15 protein-coding genes are annotated in these 18,576 nt (G+C 41.7%); 1 reads left to right on the top strand and 14 read right to left on the bottom strand.

Going from position 1 to position 18,576, the window contains the following annotated elements; genetic code table 11:
* Positions 1 to 336 precede the first annotated feature (336 nt).
* The 3 genes from O9332_RS03170 to O9332_RS03160 all read right to left on the bottom strand — a co-directional run bounded on the left by O9332_RS03170 (position 337) and on the right by O9332_RS03160 (position 4,368).
* The gene (locus O9332_RS03170; RefSeq protein ID WP_002760876.1) at positions 337 to 1,680 is read right to left on the bottom strand and encodes a chloride channel protein; all 1,344 of its coding nucleotides are present in this window, start codon (positions 1,678 to 1,680) and stop codon (positions 337 to 339) included.
* A 487-nt stretch (positions 1,681 to 2,167) separates the two neighbouring features.
* Positions 2,168 to 2,623, bottom strand: a complete 456-nt coding sequence (locus O9332_RS03165; protein WP_002760875.1) for a peroxiredoxin — start codon at positions 2,621 to 2,623, stop codon at positions 2,168 to 2,170.
* Between the two features lie 50 nt (positions 2,624 to 2,673).
* A complete protein-coding gene (locus O9332_RS03160) occupies positions 2,674 to 4,368 on the bottom strand; it encodes an ABC-F family ATP-binding cassette domain-containing protein (RefSeq protein WP_002760874.1) in 1,695 nt (564 codons plus the stop codon).
* Positions 4,369 to 4,503: 135 nt separating this feature from the next.
* Here O9332_RS03160 and O9332_RS03155 point away from each other — a divergent pair, with 135 nt between their 5' ends.
* Entirely contained in the window at positions 4,504 to 6,147 is a 1,644-nt protein-coding gene (locus O9332_RS03155; RefSeq protein WP_002760873.1) for a CocE/NonD family hydrolase, read from the top strand.
* Here the strand turns inward: O9332_RS03155 and O9332_RS03150 are convergent.
* From O9332_RS03150 to pssD, 11 genes are all read right to left on the bottom strand, one after another.
* Positions 6,130 to 6,252 (bottom strand): hypothetical protein, encoded by a 123-nt coding sequence (locus O9332_RS03150; protein WP_256377800.1) that lies wholly within the window; start codon positions 6,250 to 6,252, stop codon positions 6,130 to 6,132. The two genes, O9332_RS03155 and O9332_RS03150, sit on opposite strands and share 18 nt — an antisense overlap.
* 207 nt (positions 6,253 to 6,459) lie before the next feature.
* Positions 6,460 to 7,101: a serine O-acetyltransferase gene (locus O9332_RS03145; protein ID WP_002760872.1), complete on the bottom strand. Its 642-nt coding sequence runs from the start codon at positions 7,099 to 7,101 to the stop codon at positions 6,460 to 6,462.
* Positions 7,102 to 7,120: 19 nt separating this feature from the next.
* On the bottom strand, positions 7,121 to 8,218 hold the full coding sequence (locus O9332_RS03140) for a glycosyltransferase (protein ID WP_002760871.1): 1,098 nt from the start codon (positions 8,216 to 8,218) through the stop codon (positions 7,121 to 7,123).
* Positions 8,190 to 9,476: an O-antigen ligase family protein gene (locus O9332_RS03135; RefSeq protein ID WP_288023586.1), complete on the bottom strand. Its 1,287-nt coding sequence runs from the start codon at positions 9,474 to 9,476 to the stop codon at positions 8,190 to 8,192. Before O9332_RS03135 ends, O9332_RS03140 begins: the two co-directional genes overlap by 29 nt.
* Complete coding sequence (locus tag O9332_RS03130) at positions 9,473 to 10,417, bottom strand: glycosyltransferase family 2 protein (protein ID WP_002760869.1); 945 nt, start codon at positions 10,415 to 10,417, stop codon at positions 9,473 to 9,475. Before O9332_RS03130 ends, O9332_RS03135 begins: the two co-directional genes overlap by 4 nt.
* A 17-nt stretch (positions 10,418 to 10,434) precedes the next feature.
* A complete protein-coding gene (locus O9332_RS03125) occupies positions 10,435 to 11,817 on the bottom strand; it encodes an oligosaccharide flippase family protein (RefSeq protein WP_002760867.1) in 1,383 nt (460 codons plus the stop codon).
* Positions 11,818 to 11,856: 39 nt separating this feature from the next.
* Positions 11,857 to 12,783 carry a glycosyltransferase family 2 protein gene (locus O9332_RS03120; RefSeq protein WP_002760865.1) on the bottom strand — a complete coding sequence of 309 codons (927 nt, stop codon included), beginning with the start codon at positions 12,781 to 12,783 and terminating at the stop codon, positions 11,857 to 11,859.
* A gap of 72 nt (positions 12,784 to 12,855) precedes the next feature.
* Positions 12,856 to 14,973, bottom strand: coding sequence for a GumC family protein (locus O9332_RS03115; protein ID WP_002760863.1), 2,118 nt, complete (start codon positions 14,971 to 14,973; stop codon positions 12,856 to 12,858).
* 11 nt (positions 14,974 to 14,984) lie between these two features.
* The gene (locus O9332_RS03110) at positions 14,985 to 16,109 is read right to left on the bottom strand and encodes a glycosyltransferase family 4 protein (RefSeq protein WP_002760862.1); all 1,125 of its coding nucleotides are present in this window, start codon (positions 16,107 to 16,109) and stop codon (positions 14,985 to 14,987) included.
* A 475-nt stretch (positions 16,110 to 16,584) separates the two neighbouring features.
* Entirely contained in the window at positions 16,585 to 17,136 is a 552-nt protein-coding gene (locus O9332_RS03105) for a glycosyltransferase (RefSeq protein WP_002760858.1), read from the bottom strand.
* A 9-nt stretch (positions 17,137 to 17,145) separates the two neighbouring features.
* Complete coding sequence (pssD, locus tag O9332_RS03100; RefSeq protein WP_002760856.1) at positions 17,146 to 17,586, bottom strand: PssD/Cps14F family polysaccharide biosynthesis glycosyltransferase; 441 nt, start codon at positions 17,584 to 17,586, stop codon at positions 17,146 to 17,148.
* Between the last annotated feature and the right edge of the window lie 990 nt (positions 17,587 to 18,576).

Raw genomic sequence — 18,576 nt, 5'->3', positions numbered from 1 at the left:
TCAGTCTGTAGAGCGACCATAAGACCAGAACAGAGTAAATCTGTTAAGGCAGGTGCGAAAAATCCTTCGGGAAAGAAGCAGAAACCCAAATCGTGAGGTTTGGGAATCGCCGTCCGTTTTACGGCGGCGAGGATGTCAAGTCACGAGTCTTCAGGCTTTTGACGTGATAGTACACCCAAAGTTGCCCCAAAAATCCCCCTTTAAAATGTTCTTTAAATCCCTAAAAGGCTTGCTATGTCTAAAACTGAGAATTGCTGGTTGCTAGTAGAGGCAAGATGTTGCCCAAGAATCTCCGCCCTAAAAGTGCGGAGATTGTCAATCCCCTGACGGTGGCTTCTAGCGGAACATTGCGCGCAGGGAACTGGAGAGTTGATTGGCTGCCCGTGCGGCCACCAATCCCGAAAGGGCGGCGACCACCACTGTGGCAAGGCAGGTTAGCTGGGCTGCCCCCGGTCCACCCACCCCCAGCACCATCGCCATGGCGGTCAGAGGTAGGCGATAGCCGCCAGCAATACCGGCCGCTGCCCCCGCCGCACCCGCCAGATCCCCCGAAATCTCAAAGGTGGTTGCGAACACCCGGCCACTGAGGTCGCCGATCGCCAGAAAAGGGACAAACACGCCGCCACAGCCCCCGGCTAAAACGGCAGCGGTGGTGGCCGTGGCCCGGAGCAGAGCTACCGCTAACAGATGGTAAGGAGTTGTTTTAATGTTTTCGGCCCAGACGATAGCGGCTCCCCCTGGTCCAAAAGCCGCTGCGGGGGTCGCCACCTGTCCGATCACGATCGCCAAGAATAGCATCACCAGGCCACCGATCAGGAGACGAGTGGCGGGCTTGTCCCGCAAGCCTCTGGCCCAGTAGATCGCCTCACCAGTGAGGGCTGTAATCGTGCCGGCGATCACTCCGATCAACAAAGTGGCACCCACCGCATCCCAGAAGTCAGTCGGGGCAACCTGCGGCACGACCAGCCGGATCAGTTGCAGCTTAAAGGCAGCGTTGACTCCCCATCCCACCAGTCCCCCGGCTAACATCGCCGCTGCCCGCTCCGGGGTGATCGGAACCTGGCGTCGCTGACTCAACTCAAACATAAAAAAGCTGCCCACCAGAGGGATTCCCATCAGGGCAGAAACACTGGCCGCACCGCCACCGATGGCCAGGGGCCGCACCAGTTGACCTAGGGCTGGATTTATGCTACCTAACCAGGTTCCCGTCGCCACGCCAATATGAGCTGCCGGTGATTCTGTTCCCATGGGCGCACCCAGTCCAACGGTGGAGAGGATGGCCAGGGCGCGCAAGGGGGCTAGATTCCAAGGGAACCGCTCTTCGGTGCCGGATGCGTTCACCACGTCACCGGTCAGGTCGGCGCGAGCAATGTCATGGGGGAAGGAGTACCAGTCCATGAGAGAACCCCAGCGACCAGAGGAAGTTGCCCCCCGGGGAGCTAAGGTCTGCACGGGTTGCCCTCTACCCAGTCCAAACAGGACTAGCACTGCTAAGGTAACGCCCACCAGAGGCAGCAGCAGTAGCCAGACTTTGTCTAGGTCAGAGGCAATCCTGAGGGTTTGCTTAATTGCCTCAGTCAGCAGTACCGCGGCCAGAGAGCCGATCAAACCGCCGAGCAGGCCGCCAACAGCCCATGGGCCTACCCTGGTTAACAGAAGTTGTAGTTTGTTATTTAGCATCGTGCCAAGAAAGTTAAACTTTTATCGTTCCTATAGCAAGTCCATTGGAGTCGTCAAGCAAAACACCCTGAAAGTCTTTACTATATAGTTAGTAAAAGTATAGTCAATTATAAACAGACTGAATTCCATTTGAGAAATTCCCTTCACCTTTACTTCGAGAGATTAATTCTCCTTGGCTGAACTACGCACCTCTCTATCCCATAGCTGAACGGATTTGGCAATGCTTTTCTTAGGATGTTGTAACTTGAAACCACAACGGATTTAGTATAAGTTAACATTTCAATTAGACGTTTATAAGGAATAACGACAAACTTTTGGGTGTTAGCTTTGCCTATGTTAGCCTTCTGTTTCCAGCCGTCATTTTTGCCAATAACTAAAGCAGATTGAGGGTGTGTTAGTCAAAATTAACACACCATTAATTTTATTTTTAAGTCAGAACTGTCCCAATTATGGGATAGATGTTTTAATTTCTTGCATAATCATCAACCTAAAAAGATTTAATCGTGTTCAAAGATTCGGTAACGTGAGCTTTAAAATCTAACATAGAATCGAAAATATGTCTGACGATTCCCTCTTGATCAATGATATAGGTAACTCGTCCGGGGAGGACGAATAAGGTAGAGGGAACACCGAATAATTTACGGACTCGGTTATCGCTATCACTTAAAAGGGTGAAGGGAAGATTATATTTTTGGGCAAATTGTTGATGAGATTGGGGACTATCGGCACTAATACCAATAACTTCCGCACCCGCATCGGTAAACACTTCGTAACTATCGCGGAAAGCGCAGGATTCTGCGGTACAACCCGGAGTGTCATCTTTGGGATAGAAATAAATTACCAGGGATTTTTTACCGATTAAATCGCTGACATTAACCGTTGCCCCTGTTTGGGAAGGGAGAGAAAAATTGGGAACTCGATCGCCTACTTTTATAGCTGCCATAAGATTAATTAATTGAATAGATAATCGTGGATAGGGTGATACTTTACATTCTAACCTTTTTTGGCCTTTTGTTTAGCCCGTTTCGCGGCAGCTTTAGCGGCTTTTTCTGCTTCAATGCGTTTTTGTTCGGCTTTTTGTTTTTCTTCGTCTAGTTTTTCTAGATAATAGTGATAATCTCCTGCATAGACAATTAATTCCCCATCCCGAATCTCGACAATTTTGTTAGCTACCTGGGAGATAAAATAACGATCATGGGAAACAATTAAAACCGTGCCTTCATAAACTTTTAAAGCCGATTCTAACATTTCCTTGGCGGGAATATCGAGGTGATTAGTGGGTTCATCGAGAATTAATAAGTTAGCGGGAGCAAGTAACATCTTGGCTAAAGCAAGACGCGCTTTTTCGCCACCACTCAAAGATTCTACTTTTTTTAATACCGTTTCCCCACTGAATAAAAATCGCCCTAAAAGACTGCGAACCTCCACATCTTTCCAATCGGGAACTTCATCATGAATGGTATCTAAAACAGTTTTAGTTAGGTCTAAAGCTTCCGCTTGGTTCTGCTCAAAATAACTAGGAATAACGTTGTGTTTACCGATTTCGATCGAGCCTTCTGTGGGAGCTTCTAACCCAACAATTAAACGTAAAAGCGTGGATTTTCCTGCACCATTTGGTCCTAAAAACGCCACTCGATCGCCCCTTTCTATTTCCAGATTTGCTCCCAAAAAGAGAATTTTATCATCGTAAATGTGAACAATATTTTTAATAGTTACCACTTCCCGACCACTACGCACTGCTGGAGGAAACTGGAATTTTAAGGTACGCACATCGGCAATTGGTGCTTCAATTTTTTCTACCTTTTCTAATTGTTTTTCCCGGCTTTTTGCTTGGGTACTGCGGGTGGCACTGGCCCGGAACCGATCCACGAAAGCTTGCTGTTTTTCTAGTTCTTTTTGCTGACGTTCGTAGGCACTTAACTGAGCAGATTGTTGTTCGTATTTTTGCTGTAGGTAGGCAGAATAATTACCTAAATAAGTGGTAGAAACTCCCCTTTCAGTTTCGACAATTTTGGTACAGAGACGATCGAGAAATTCCCGGTCGTGGGAAACTATGACCATGGGAGTGGTTAAATCCTTGAGGAATTTTTCTAACCATTCAATGGTTTCTAAGTCTAAATGGTTAGTCGGTTCATCGAGGAGTAAAATATCGGGAGTTTGCAGGAGAATTTTACCTAAACTCATCCGCATTTGCCAACCACCACTAAAGGAACTTACCAAGCGATCGCCGTCATCAATAGTAAAGCCCATTTCTGGTAAAATTTTCTCGATGCGCGCTTCTAATCCGTAACCATCTAACGCTTCAAATTGTCTTTGTAGGCGATCCAATTGATGAATTAAGCGATCTAAGTCTTCGGGATCAGCTTTTTCCATGCGCTGGGGAATTTCTATTAGTTGATGGTGGACTTGATTCGCTTCTTGAAACACCGTCCAAAATTCCTCCCGTACCGTCCGACGGGGATCCACTTCAAATTCCTGGGTGAGATAGCCGATATGGAGACTGGTAGGACGGATGATCTCCCCGGCCGTGGGTTCCACTTCCCCCATAATAATCTTCAGCTGGGTGGATTTTCCGGCCCCATTGACTCCCACCAACCCGATGCGATCGCCAGTTTTTACTTCCCAAGTGACATCTTTTAACACTTCTCCCGTCGGGTAAATCTTACTAATTCTCTCTAGTCGTAGCATCGCTGATTTTTCTCCAGTCCTAGGCAGTTGAGGCAGTCCGCCTCTATTGTAACATTTAGTTAAGCTTTATCTGGTCTTTGTCAAGTTTTCTCGATTGAGCCACCCGACAGTATTTTTGATCTGAAAGAGATAATAATGTTTAATCCCTACCCCATAAAAAAAGAAACGGCTAGTTTGATCACCAAAGATGGCATTAGTTTAGCTGCCGATATTTATCTTCCCGATAGTAGGGAATCTTTTCCCATTTTACTAATGCGACAACCCTACGGAAAAACGATCGCTTCCACGGTGGTTTATGCCCATCCTAGCTGGTATGCACGTCAGGGTTATATTGTAGTAATTCAGGATGTCCGGGGACGGGGAAACTCGACGGGAAATTTTAATTTATTTGCCCATGAAATTAGCGACGGATTAGAAACCATTGAATGGGTTTTAACTATTCCTAATAATACGGGTGTGGTGGGAATGTATGGTTTTTCCTATCAGGGAATGACTCAATTATACGCCGCTACTAATGGTCATGCTGCTTTAAAAACTATTTGCCCAGCAATGATCGCTCACAATTTATATCGAGATTGGGGCTATGAAAATGAAGCATTTAATTTACAATATAATCTCGCTTGGGCAATACAATTAGCGGCGGAAACAGCTAGATTAAAAGGGGACGAAACTGCCTATCAAAAACTCTGGGTAGCTTCCCGAAATTTACCCCTTTTTGATCCTATTGCTGCCTCTCCCCAAATTCTGCAAGATTTAGCTGCTGATTCTTTTTATCACGATTGGATTACTCGTTATCTTCCCGATGACTATTGGCAAAATTTATCACCGCAAAACCTGTTAAAAAATATCGATTTACCGATGTTACATATCGGAGGTTGGTTCGATCCTCATCTCCGGGGAACTTTGAGTTTATACCAAGAAATGCAAGCGCGTTCTATCTATCCCCAACAGCTAATTATTGGTGCTTGGACTCATCTACCCTGGGGGAGAAAAGTAGGAGAGATAGATTATGGTGAACAGGCAATTAGTCCCGTGGATAAAATGCAGCTGCAATGGTTTGATTATTTCTTAAAAGGTCAGGAAACGGAGTTATTAAAAAATCCTCCTATGTATCTATTTCAAATGGGGTCTAATCAATGGCGATATCTGGAGAAGTTTCCCAGAGAAAATCAGCAAATTTATTATCTTGCTAGTCAAGGTTTAGCCAATCTGCGCGAGGATGAGGGGAAATTAAGCGCGATTTTGTTAGAACCTGCGATCGAGGATACCATCGTTCACGATCCTTGGCGACCGGTCCCATCTTTAGGAGGTCATAGCGCCCTACCGGGGGGAATATTCGACCGCACCATGCTAGACTGTCGCAGTGATGTGATTACCTACACTTCTCCCCCCCTAGGGAAAGATTTAACGATTTTGGGTAGTCCCCGTCTGGATTGTTATTGTCAAGCAGACGCGGTTAGTTTCGATATCTGCGCGGTGGTTTCTCAAGTTACCCCCGATGGTCGAGTTTTTAATATCACTCAGGGTTATAAACGGGTAAATAATCCCGAATCGCCCCTAAATATTGCCCTGCAAGCCACTTTTATCACTATTCCTCAAGGTTATAGCTTGCGCTTGAGTCTCAGTGCCTCTTGCTTTCCCGCACATCCCGTCAACGCGGGGACTGGCAGCTATCCTCACGCAAGTCGGGCGATCGATTTTTCTGTTATCACAATTAAGGTTTTTTGTCAAGGAAATTTTCCCGCAAAATTGCTATTACCTTTAGTCGGGGAAAGCTAAACCGCTGCGGGGATCACGAATGTATAAACCTAACACCAGGGAGGAGATAACCGTATCCCAGACGGGGGTGAATTTTTCCTGGCGTTGCCGATTGATTTTAAGCATGAATTGTCTTCTTTTGCAATTTTTAAAACCTAGTAATAGGCTAACTTTTAGTATTCATATCTTGATTAAACAACGCCGTTTCTTTGATATTGTCTTAATAGTTCTAGCAAAAGAGTTTATTATGGCGACAATATTATAGTCATTTCAATTAAGATTGAGAATATCATTAGTCGCTTTCGTACTTGGCGAAGCTATAGTTCAAGACTTCTAGGGTCGATCTTGAAAAGAGGTTGGGAAAACTTTCTGAGAATTTTTTGGGGTTTCTCGATAGAGAATAAAATCTTCTGAACCTTGATAACTAATAACTTTAGCGGGGATACCCACCGCCACCGCCTGATCGGGTAAATCTTTTGTAACTACTGCATTAGCACCGATGGCTACATTATCACCAATAATAATCGATCCAAAAATTTTCGCACCAGGGGCAATATATACACGATCCCCAATTTTAGGCACTCCCGCTTTTTCTCCCCGGCCAGCCACACCAATAGTCACTTCTTGGCTTAAATTACAGTATTCGCCAATTTGAACATCGCAGTGAACAATAATGCCGTGAGCGTGGGGTATAAACAAACCCTGACCAATTTCAGCCCGGTTAGGTAATTCTATGCCAGTAATCATTTCAAGGATTAAACGCCAAATGAGGCAAATAGCTTTTAGGAGACTCCGGAGAATAGGAAAATGGAAATGAAAATGAATCCAACGACTGACACGATATTGCAAGGTCGCCCAAAAACCTCTTTTGGTTAAAACCACTTCTAGCCAAGACAAATTGTCGGTAACAACATAGCGATCAATATCTGCTTGAATCGCTGCTAAAATCAGTTGAAAAGACTGCAATTTTTTCATAATTTTAGATAAAAATCCACTAAAGTTTTTTCTCTATTAGTAAACGGTATTGATCCAGGATTTTTTCTAAAGAAAACTCCTCGGCTCTATTTTTTAGCCAACTCGGATCGACGTTATTTTTCAAGGTATTAAGAATTGCCGCTGCCATAGCTGCTGAATCAGCGATCGCCACTAGGGAACCGTATTTTCCTTTATCTAAAATTTCCTCTGGTCCGCTAGGGCAATCCGTCGATACCACTGCAATGCCAGCAGCCATTGCCTCTACCAAAACATTACCAAAACCCTCCCAAGCGGAGGATAATACTAAAACCTGTGCCTTTTTCATATAAGCAAAAGGATTTTCGACAAATCCCTCTAATTGTACGTCTGTATCTAAATTTAGTTCTTTAATCAACGATATAAGTTCGCTGCGGGTCTCTCCTTCTCCTAGTATTAATAATCTAGCGGGTTGCACTCGTCGAACTAAAGCAAAAGCCCGAATTAGGGTAGGAAAATCTTTTTGATGATTGAGTCTTCCCACTCCTAAAATTACTGGCGGCTGACCAAGTAAAAACCAAGGATGTTCTAGGTTTTCTTGCAGTTTGACGATTAATTCTGGGGTAACAATCGGATTATAAATGACTCGAATTTGTTGAGGTTTGATGCCAAATTTAATTAAGTCTTGGGCGACTCCTTGGGAAACACAAACCACTCGGTTAGCAAAAGGATAAATCCACCGCAGAAAATAGGGAACTATTTTGCGCTTCCACTGTTGAGCATGGCGTATTTCTTGAGATAAGTTATTATGTACTGTCACAAAGACAGATATTTTTTTCCTTGCTAGGATTTTAGCCATAAGAGCAACAATATTGGTATCTTCTAGGGCTGATATCATGGCTTGTGGACGTTGATTTTGTAGATATTTGACTAGGGAGGGGATACTCCTAAACAGACTTTTGGCTTTTAAATCTATAGTATTCACCCCGGGGTCAATCTGTCCTAAGTATAAACCTTCTTTTCGAGCTAAAACTAGATCAACAAATTCTCCCTGTTGGGCAAAACCATTAGCCAAGTTAAGTATAACTCGTTCGGCCCCACCGCCATCTAAATCACTGAGAAAAAACGCTATTTTGTTCATAGTTTAATTGAGCATTATGCTGAGGTAAAAAAGGAGATAGAGCTAGGGACATATACAACAACCAAAAAATGGAGTTATGTTCGAGTAAAGTGGACTCAGTTTGATTATATAGTATCAGAAATGATAAGTACATCAACGGCCATAAACCCTCGTGATGGGATTGATAAATAGCAGAGATAATTGCGCGTCTTATAACTAATAAAAAACTCATAATAAATAGGATAGTTCCCACTAATCCGAAAGCAATAGCTAGTTCGAGGAAGCCATTATGAGAGTGGGGAGGTATATAGGTAGTACCGTAGGCTTTCTGTACATAGGAAGAAGGTCCTTTTAATCCATACCAAAACCCTAAATATCCATAACCTAGCCAAGGTCTTTCTTGGATTTTATCAAGAACAGCAGACCAAATAATAGTTCTTCCTGATAGGGTTAAATCTCGACCAGAAGCAGTAATAATATCTTCTAAATTCATCCCGATCCAAAGAAATAAAGAACCTGCCAGTAAAAGCCCAGTTAACCAGAGGGGAATTCTGATATAATCTTGCCAAGAAATAGTTTGGTAAATTTGCATTAGTATGAATAGGATTATACCGATAAAAAGAGCGCTTTTAGAAGTGCTAAGTCCAATCATTCCAAAAGAGAGACAGCAAAAGGCTAAAAATAGATAGCCTTCTCTCCGATTAACTGGTGTGACCAGTAGGTTAACTAGACAAATTAAGGTCATTAAACGAGCAAAGAGATTTTTATGGAGAAAAGGACCCCTCCATGAGCCAGCATGGACTCCCGATTCTAAAGCACTAGAGGGGAAGGCAAGGCTGAAGAAAAAACTAATAATAGCAGTGATGCCTAAAGCATAAGCTGTTAGTCTTAGTTGTTCTTTAATTGCGTAGCGCGAGGCAAAATATAAGGCAAATAGACAAGTTTCTAAAAAAGCGAAGGAACGTCTTTGGGTAATCTCAGGAAAATTCGACCAGTTAGCGGAAATTAGTACCAGAATAATTAGTAACCAAAGAAAGGGATTACGGCCAAAAAATCCGATGGTATGTTGCCAACGGAGAGCCATTAGCACCAAAACCACAAAAGCGATTCCATGCTGCATTAAAGAGAGAAGTGGATCTAAGGGAGTATAGTCAGGAGAACTGACGGCTAATTCCCCCTCGGAATGGACAAATAAGCTTTCAAAAGAAAATAGTCGTGTGTAAAAAATTAGACTAAAAATAGTTATAAACTTTTCCAGTAGTGGGGGGATTCTGATCATGGTTGAAAAAGAGGATTAATCTTTGATTTTAAACAATAATAAATTCTTCTGATCTGGACTTCTATTTTTTCTCCTATGGTAAGAGAACAGAAATACTTGTGAATGAGAAGTTTTAGGTGCGGGTCGCCATTATCTTCTCGATTATAGAAGCTATAGCCGAGAGCAAAAATATTGTTAGTAAATTTCGACATTTGCGGAAAATTACTTTTAAGCCAAAAGGCAGTTAAAATATTAATTTTACCCCGTAAAGATTTTTGTTTTTTTCGTAAAGTATAAGCGTTGTTAGCATGGATTCTTTGTTGGGCAAGTTTTTCTAGGAGAATATAGCCCGGAGTTAGGGCAAAAGCGGCGTATTTTAAGTAATCATCGCTAGTAATTCTAATTTCTTCGGGCATGGGTAATAACTGCTCTAAAAAAGAGCGGCGAAAACAGATGCCAGAGGTGGCTGTACCCTCAAAGGGCATTTTTCCTCGCAGTTTTCCCTGGGACAAGCAATTTCTTAAATCATAAACTCCTGAATTGACTGATTTTGGGGTAGCATGGTCTGGGGCAGCAGTTTTATCTGTAAACATCTGCAAGGAGTGAAAACACCAACCAATATCGGGATAGTCCTGAAAAATCTCTACGACCTTTTCAACTTTATTAAGACTAAATAAATCGTCTGCATCCAAAAAACAGATAATTTCTCCGCTACTAGCAGCAAAACCCTGATTAAAAGCGGAAGCTTGACCACCATTAACTTTGAATATGGGGATAATTTGCTGACCGTATTCTTCTATCACCTGACGAGAACGATCCTGGGAACCGTCATCTACCACAATTATCTCCAGATGGGGATAGGTTTGTTCTAGGGAACTAGAAATCGCTGCCGGTAAAAAACCAGCATAGTTATAGTTATTGATTAAAATGCTGACTAGGGGCGACTGATTGGGGTTAATCATGGGCTGTTCAGGAAAAATCAGGAAGAATGTTGAAAACTATGCCAATAACTGCGAATTTGTTGGCGTGTTATCGGCAGTAGGATCACAAAAATTAGACCGAAACCCGTCCACATACCCAATTGTTGAACAAATAAGGGAAGAGAACAGGCCGCCCACCAGAGGAGGGCTAAACGATAATCGGGGCTGCCAATGATTTTAGTAATAAAAAGGTGAATCAGACCATAAGCGGGAAGGGCGATAACTTCTGCCCATCCATAGCCAACAATACCTAATTTTGGCAACAGTAACCAAGCTCCTCCTGCAAAAAGGGCGACGTGGAGAAGGTGAAATAAAGCCACATAGGTATTTTTTCTGAGAACGTAGAGTGTGGAAGAATGGAGATTAAAGAGGGAATTAGTCAAATAAGCCCAGGCAATAAAGGGATATACCTGTAGGGCGACGCGCCAGCGTTCCCCAAAAGCCAAACCGATAATCAAAGGTAAAGTCCATGCGACTACATCCAAAATCGGGCCGAGAGCGAGGACTTGTAGGCTCATACCCTCGGTAATTGCCCAGCGTAGCTTGGGCGGGTTATCTTGAATTTTGGCTAAGGCGGCCATGGAAATACGCCAAGTTGCGTGTTTAACAAAACTGAGAACTTCGACTAAACGAATGGCTAAGGCAACAAAACCGACGGCTTCTGCTCCGCCAAAACGTCCCACCAGCAGGGGATTAACTAGGTCTCGCAAAAAGAAAATCCACTGGGCTGCGGACAAAGTTATGCCGTAGCCTAACATATCTTTGACTAAAACGAGATTCCAGAATAATCGAGGACGATAACCGGAACACCAGAAAAACAGCACCACTGACTGGAGAGTTTGCGCCCACCAAGCCGCTACTAATGCCCATGCTCCCGCTCCCTGGAAGGCGAAATAAACGCTTACTAAAACGTAGAGGCATTGATTGAGCAATTCAATCATGGCAACTTTTTTATAGTTTAATTCTCTTTCTAATTTAGCTAAGGGAATTTGAAAACAGAGGACAAAAGGTAAACTCAAAAATAGGGATATGGCAAGGGCTGAAAAATTGCCTATCTTAATCCATTGTGCCAGCAAAGGAATGGTAATAATTCCTAGTATTAAACCAAGAATACCTAGTAGAAGCATGAGGGTAAATCCCTGATGATAATTATGCGGTTCTTCTTCTGGATTAATCTCTCGAATTAGATAAAAATTAATTCCTAGCTGAAAAATCCGTTGCAGATAGGAAAAAACTCCAAACGCCGATACAAATAATCCATAATTTTCTGGACCGATTAGACGGGTAACTAAGAAGACACTGATAATACTTAAGACCATACCTAGACCTTGCCGTCCCGCTAGATAAGCTCCCCCACGCATCACTTTTGCTCTTAAGCTCATAATAGTTTTTTCCTAAGCGGGTTTTTGGGATAGATGGTTTTATAAAAGTGTGGGAATGCGTTGCAGGAACAGGAGCAAGAAATCGATATTGAGGGCTTGTAGGGCCTCCAAAAATTTTCCCTCTTTCAGGGGTTCAACAACTTTATAATAATTTTTAAACCTCTGAAGATGACGCAAATTCTTAACTAAAGCTCTGGTTAATTCTCGACTATTTTTTACTTCTATTTTTTCTAAAAACTTTTGGTTAGCTCGACAGTAAGATTCTAGTCTTAGGGAGGTTTTTTGCTGAGTCAGGGAGCCTGGTCTAGTTCTTTGATAATAGTAGGGATAGGGATAAAAAATAAACTTAGCCTCCTTTAACAAACAGTCTAAATAAAACCAATAATCTTGTCCTTGTCTGAGAGTGGGATCGTATTCAAGATTATGCGCTAGTAAGAATTGACGATTGATAATTGGTTTAGTCATCGTGACAAAGAGGCTTTTACTTTCAAACTTTTGTTTTGTAATAAAAGAAATTGGCTCTAATACCAGGGGGTGAGCAAGGGTTTGCCCACTCATTTTAATTACTGTTGTCCAGGGCGACGGTGCTTGATCATAAATGAGATACACATCATCGCTAACTAGATCTGCCTGAGTTTTTTGGGCAACTTCCAAGAGAGTTTCCAGGCGGTTTGGTTCATACCAATCATCGGAATCCAAGAGAGCTAACCAGCTACCTTTTGCCAATTTAATTGCCTTGTTTCTGGTAGATGCTGCTCCAAGATTTTCTGAATTATGGATAATTATAATACGGGGATCATTAAAACTTTGGGCAATGGCAAGAGTGTTATCGGTGGAACAATCATCAATAACAATGATTTCTATATTGGTTAAGGTTTGCTCTTGGGCAGATTGAATAGCTTTGGCAATATAGGATTCAGTGTTATAGGCAGGGATGATAATAGATACTAGGGGATATGCGTTCATTTTTTTGGGTTAAATTTAGAGATTTAATATAACTAAAATACTTTTTATGTATATAGTAATTAATCAAGATAATCAAGAGTTAAAGTAGCTTTTGGCATAGCGAAAATAAGGTTCTGATTCCCGATCAATTCTCACTCCATTAACGACTAAACCAAGCAGGTTATACTGATATTTCTTCAGTATTTCTTGCACTTGTATGGCTGTGGTGGTCTCTAGTTTTTCTGGGTTGACTACGAAAATAATCCCGTCTGTTTTGGGGCTAATTTGGAGAGTAATATCATTCAAAAGCAACGGCGGCGCATCGATAATAATAAAGTCATAAGTTTCGAGGCTTTCGTACAATAAACTCTCCATTTTATCACTATTAAATAGAGCTAATGGGTTAATAACTTGATGACCTGCTAAGATAAGATCGAGATTTTTACTAATATTCTTGATTGCTAAAGATAATTGAGTTTTTCTTGCCAAAATATCACTTAAGCCTTGATCATTGTCTAAAGACCAAATTCTCTGTTGTTGAGGATTAGGGAGATCAGCATCAATTATTAAAACCTGACTACCAAGTTCAGCTTTAGCCAGAGCTAAATTAGCAGCTACTTCTGATTTTCCTTCTCCAAAAATGCTACTGGTAACAATAACAGTTATCGGATTTTTGTCGGGATTAGCAATAGTGATTTGGGACAAAACGCGGCGATAGGCTTGACTAAATAGGGAATTGGGCTGTTCTTGAAGAATGATATTAGTCATTTTTTTATTTGGTCGAGGCAAAGAACCTAAAAAGGTATAGGGAAAAATTTTCTTGATCTCTTTAATACTTTTAAGTGAAGGAGAAACCAATTCTAACAGAAAAGTCGTTAATAAATAAGTTATACCCCCTACAACTATACCGATAGTCTCTAACTGTTTTTGCGATGATTTCGGATATTTAGAAAGCACAGCATCACTGACAATTTGAGCATTGCCTACCTGCTGTTTTTCGGTAATTTCTAGCTCCTGGAGATTTTTTCTGAGTGCTTGGTAGGAAGTTTGAGCAATTTCCACTTGACGCTCTAAAACTTTTTGGCTTTGCTCTAGTTGTGGAATTTGTTTAGCCCGTTGAGCATAGGCAGCTTTTGTTTCTTGTAGAGAAGTTAATTGCTTGATTAGACCTTTATTTTCCGCTTCATTACTGACTAGATATTCTGTCAAACTGTCCTGTAAGTCCTTGCTTTGAGACACGCGAGAATTACTTCCGGGTTGTGTCATCGCTTCTTGGACTGCCCGATTCAATAAATTCTTTAAAACCGCTTGTTTGTCTCTTAATGTTATCACCACTGGGTTAGCTTCTGTATAACGGGTGCGTTCCACAGCCAATTCTCTTTCCACCTCTTGCAGTTTCAGGCGAGCATTCTGTACAGCAATGGAATTATTAACCTTACTTTGAGCGATCGCTTTTTGGGGATTTGTGCCGATATTTTGGCGTAGTTCTTGACTTTTTGCTGCCACTTTAGCCTTTTCTCCTTGCAGTTGACTAATTTGTTGATCTAATTGCCCAATTTGCTGTACAAGTAGGCTTGCCTCTCCTCGCAAATCAACGATCTGATTCTTGGTTTTAAAGCTTTGTAAATTACTTTCTGCTTCTCTTAAAGCTTTTTCAGCTTTCGGTAATTGTTGACTAACAAATTGTTTAGCCGCCTCGACCTCTGCCCGATTCAAGGTGATATTATTTTTTAAATAGTTCTTCATCACCTCATTAACTACTTTTGCGGACTGATCTCCACTGGGACTTCTATAACTAACCATCAAAATATCGGTACCCGGTATGTTAGTAACTTTTAAATTCTTTAAAAAGTCTTCATATATCAGCAATTCTCCTTTTTTGTCCTTAAGATTTAAGTTTTTAATCACTTCAGTAACTATGGGAGCCGATTGCAAAATTTCTGCTTCTGTATCTAGAGGTGTATCTTGAACTTTTAACGAATCGAGTTTGCCAATTTTCTCACCCGCTTCCGTGACCAAGGCAGAGGTAACATTTTCTCGTTTAAACTTGAGTTTACCAGAAGCTTCGTATTGTTTTTCGGACGAAAAAGCTAAGTATAGCAAGGCCATTAATGGCAACATTGCCACAGCCGTGGCGGGGAGCCAATGACGCTTAACAATTGACCAGTATTTGAGGAAATCAATTTCCTCAGTTAGGTGTCGGTTTTCCATAAATTTAGGTACTAAAAACTTGGTTCTACAGCCAAAGATTTGGCTGCTCTAAGGGCTAATTGGTATAGGTTGGCAAGAGACCTATTGTAGTTATTGATATCCAAAGGAGTAACGAACTCTCGGGCATTTTTCCCTAATTTTAGGCGGAGTGATTCATTATTGACCAATAATTCCAACTGATCTGCCAATCCTTGCCTATCGCCAGGATTAACCAATAAACCTGTCTGTTGGTGAATTACAACTTCGCCACTGCCGCCCACGGGTGTAGTAATTACCGCTAGTCCCCAACTCATGGCTTCTAAAAGGGCCATGGGTAGCCCCTCATTATAGGAAGGTAAGAGAAAAATATCTGCTTGGGCAAGGAGCTGCTCGCGTTCTTGGGGGTTAATCCAACCAGGGAAACTAATATATGGTTCTATGCCTAAATCTTGGGCGAGAGCTTGAGCTTGGTCAACTTCACCGCTACCCGCTAAAATTAAATGGATTTTGCCTAGGGATTCTTGGCTTAGTCTGGCGAGAGCGTGCAGGAGGTCGTATACTCCCTTGCGTTGAATTATTCTACCTAAAAAAACTAAATTTAATTGCTGTCTGTTTTGACGTTCGGGAATTTGGGCGGGCAGCTGTACGGGATTATTTAGGAGCAAAACCTGAGAACTTTTTAGGCCACAATGATAAATATAATAATTCTGCCAGCTTTGGGATAGGGCAATCAGATAGGTGCATTGTTGTAGCAGCCAATCCAAGCTTTTTTTCAGAGGTGCAGCTAAGTTATCGTGGAATTCATGAAATTCACAACCGTGGGCATGGATAATAATCGGTTTACGAAAAATCAGGGCAAAGACCATCATAATACTGACTCTTAAAGCACTGCCCCTTTCCGAGAGGTGAAGATGCACTACGTCAACTTTTCCCTGCAATAACAGGCGCAAAAAAGACAGAAATGCTTGGTTAAAGGTGGCAATTAAATGCAACAAATTGCCGATTTTTGCCTTGCCCGAATAAGCTTTCCAAGTGGACAAATATTGAATTTTAATATTGGGTATAGGTGTATTTAAAATCAAAGAAGCCACTGACCCCATGCCGCCCTGTTCGTGGGGATCAGGTCCGAGCATGATCACTCTTAATCGATTAGCCATAGTTGATTCCTAAAAATAGTTGACTTTTGGAAAGAATAAATTATAAGTTGTCTGAAGACAAGTGAGTGTTAAATCACTGGAAAATATAAATCTACTGAAACAGACTTACCTCGATCTAACCGTGATTTTAATCACAATTGCGTCAATTAATAGACAGTTAATAGACAGTTTTCCCTCTTATATAGTGCCAGGTCTTAAAGTGAAGACATTCCTAAAGGACAGGACTGAAGAAAGGAAAAGTGGAGATAGCGGCTAAGGTTTTTCCACAGGTAGCTGATTTCTACAAACAATCCCTCGGAAATTTTTCGGAGTTTTCTAGAGAGAGATACTTTCCGCCAAGTAGAAGCTAGACGAGGCTCGTAACTATCCTGGCTCTCTTGAGTTTGGTGGGTAAAATGTATTCTAAGATACAGTCCTGCTGGCGAGCGAGTGGAAGGAACCACAGAGACACAGAGGACACAAAGATTGATCGCTTCTATAGTAAGTTAAACTGATCACACAATAAGAGGAATAAGAGAGCCCTATCCTGAAAGCGTTGACTTAAAGAATCACAGATATCGTGATAATAATCCGTGGGAGCTTTCCCTAAACTGGTCAGTTTAGGCTCACTGACAAAGTAAGCTAATTCCTGCTTCGATTGGGCAATACAAATTCCTTTCAGCCGGAGAGCTGCCGCTAATTCTAGTTGATGATTGTCAACGTGTTCACCGAAAATATGGGAACGGGGAACTAAAATAAAGGGAACCTTCAAGGTCGCCAATAAATCAATCGTTCCTTCTCCACAATGGGCAATAATTAAACGGGCTTTTTGGGCTAAGTCTTGAAACTCTGTTGGCTGCAAAATCGGGTATGCTTCCACATTTTTCGGTAAATGGGTACAAGAACCGTATTGGACAATCACTTTTTCTTCTGGAGAAATTATACTTAGTTTGATTAAACTATCTATCCATTCCATCAGACGATTAAAAGGATACTGCTCTGTACCGACAGTGACTAGAATCATAGTATTTTCCTCGACAATTGCCATAAATATCGGTTAATTTACCATTTCGGTCTTAGCATAACGTTGTTTTAGCTGTTCCCACTGCACATAGATAACATCTAAAAATGGTTGGGCTAATCGTGCCGATAAACTGAGAGCTTCAACCCGTGTAAAAGACTCAACAAAGACTGTTTTACATCCCAATAACTTGCCCAAAATGATAAAGGGAACGGCAACTCCTGCCCCTGTAGATAAAATTAATTGAGGACGTTCTTTGAGAAGAACTTGGGCTGCTAAGACAAAATTACGCCATAGGTTGGGAATATTGCGATTAGTCGGGGCATAAGCCCAATAAACTGGATAGTCTTGCAAGATTTCTTGGGTTTCGGGGGTACGAAAAGTGACCCAACAACAATTGTGGTTTTCCCAAAAAAGTCGCAGTTTTTGCATCGCTTGGAAATGACCTCCCGTCGAGGCAACTAATAGGACTTTCATCAGTGTTTTATCCTAGTTTATAATTGGTCGACAAAGGTTTAATAGCATGGTGATTGTAGATAATTTCCTTGCTAATATCGGTGATAATTTCAAAGGGTTAGCCCTGCTAATTACAGATGAAGGTATTCATCTCAGTACAGGACAAAATCTTTGAAAGCCTTGCACGGTAGCACTTTTGGAACATAATCCCGAAAGTCTCTCCAGATAAAGCTTGGAACCATTTTTGCCAGAGAAGAAATTATTTTTTGTCCTGTACTTAGGGTATTCATATATATGACTGAGGTTTAAATTCAAGAAATGTATCGAGGAAGAATAATTTACTTTAGACAGTCAGTTATATGCTTTCATATTTTGCTCATCTCTTACTGGTTATTCTATATGAGCTAGGAAAATTAATCATATCCCTTTAGATAGAGATATTAAGCTTTATTTTATAGGAGCAAAAAGACACTGCTGTAGGGATTAATTGCCTTCGTCTTCTTTCCCCCGTTAGGGAGTTGATTACTATCGAAATCCAGTTTTAACGGTCAAAACTAGAAAGTTTTATATACAGCCTTTCTCGTAAAGGTGAAGCACAGACTGATCCTTGCTAATCAAGTATTTCAGATGCAAGAGCAAACCTCATCTATCTGAGAAATGCTGTAAGCTGTACTGCCTTTAAACTGCCTATTGGGAATTTTAGTACAAATCCTCGAACTTCCTCTCACTAATCCCCGCTCCCTGCTCCCTGCTCCCCACTCTTCTATCCCTTTTAAACAGGATTTAGTATTACAGGGTAATCGCATATCGAATGAACTGTCTCTCAGATTAACTCATGTATATGTGATTAATTTTGCTTAGGTACTTAAAGGTCATAGCTTGCGCTTAAGTCTCAGTGCCTCTTGCTTTCCTGCACATCCCGTCAATGCGGGAACCGGCAGCTAAGTAGTCGTGCAAAATAAATTTCCTAGTGAAGAAAGGCACTCATGCAGGAGCCAAGAGGCAAGGGGG

The sequence above is a fragment of the Microcystis sp. LE19-10.1B genome, assembly GCF_027530565.1.
GTDB classification, from domain to species: Bacteria; Cyanobacteriota; Cyanobacteriia; order Cyanobacteriales; family Microcystaceae; genus Microcystis; species Microcystis aeruginosa.
This window is presented reverse-complemented; position numbering and strand designations above follow the sequence as displayed.

Coding starts and splice junctions, on each gene's coding strand:
- O9332_RS03140 (WP_002760871.1), bottom strand. CDS start 8,218: ATGAACAAAATAGCGTTTTTTCTCAGTGATTTAGATGGCGGTGGGGCC.
- O9332_RS03155 (WP_002760873.1), top strand. CDS start 4,504: ATGTTTAATCCCTACCCCATAAAAAAAGAAACGGCTAGTTTGATCACC.
- O9332_RS03120 (WP_002760865.1), bottom strand. CDS start 12,783: ATGAACGCATATCCCCTAGTATCTATTATCATCCCTGCCTATAACACT.
- pssD (WP_002760856.1), bottom strand. CDS start 17,586: ATGAAAGTCCTATTAGTTGCCTCGACGGGAGGTCATTTCCAAGCGATG.
- O9332_RS03150 (WP_256377800.1), bottom strand. CDS start 6,252: ATGCTTAAAATCAATCGGCAACGCCAGGAAAAATTCACCCCCGTCTGG.
- O9332_RS03115 (WP_002760863.1), bottom strand. CDS start 14,973: ATGGAAAACCGACACCTAACTGAGGAAATTGATTTCCTCAAATACTGG.
- O9332_RS03125 (WP_002760867.1), bottom strand. CDS start 11,817: ATGAGCTTAAGAGCAAAAGTGATGCGTGGGGGAGCTTATCTAGCGGGA.
- O9332_RS03165 (WP_002760875.1), bottom strand. CDS start 2,623: ATGGCAGCTATAAAAGTAGGCGATCGAGTTCCCAATTTTTCTCTCCCT.
- O9332_RS03105 (WP_002760858.1), bottom strand. CDS start 17,136: ATGGCAATTGTCGAGGAAAATACTATGATTCTAGTCACTGTCGGTACA.
- O9332_RS03110 (WP_002760862.1), bottom strand. CDS start 16,109: ATGGCTAATCGATTAAGAGTGATCATGCTCGGACCTGATCCCCACGAA.
- O9332_RS03145 (WP_002760872.1), bottom strand. CDS start 7,101: ATGAAAAAATTGCAGTCTTTTCAACTGATTTTAGCAGCGATTCAAGCA.
- O9332_RS03135 (WP_288023586.1), bottom strand. CDS start 9,476: ATGATCAGAATCCCCCCACTACTGGAAAAGTTTATAACTATTTTTAGT.
- O9332_RS03170 (WP_002760876.1), bottom strand. CDS start 1,680: ATGCTAAATAACAAACTACAACTTCTGTTAACCAGGGTAGGCCCATGG.
- O9332_RS03160 (WP_002760874.1), bottom strand. CDS start 4,368: ATGCTACGACTAGAGAGAATTAGTAAGATTTACCCGACGGGAGAAGTG.
- O9332_RS03130 (WP_002760869.1), bottom strand. CDS start 10,417: ATGATTAACCCCAATCAGTCGCCCCTAGTCAGCATTTTAATCAATAAC.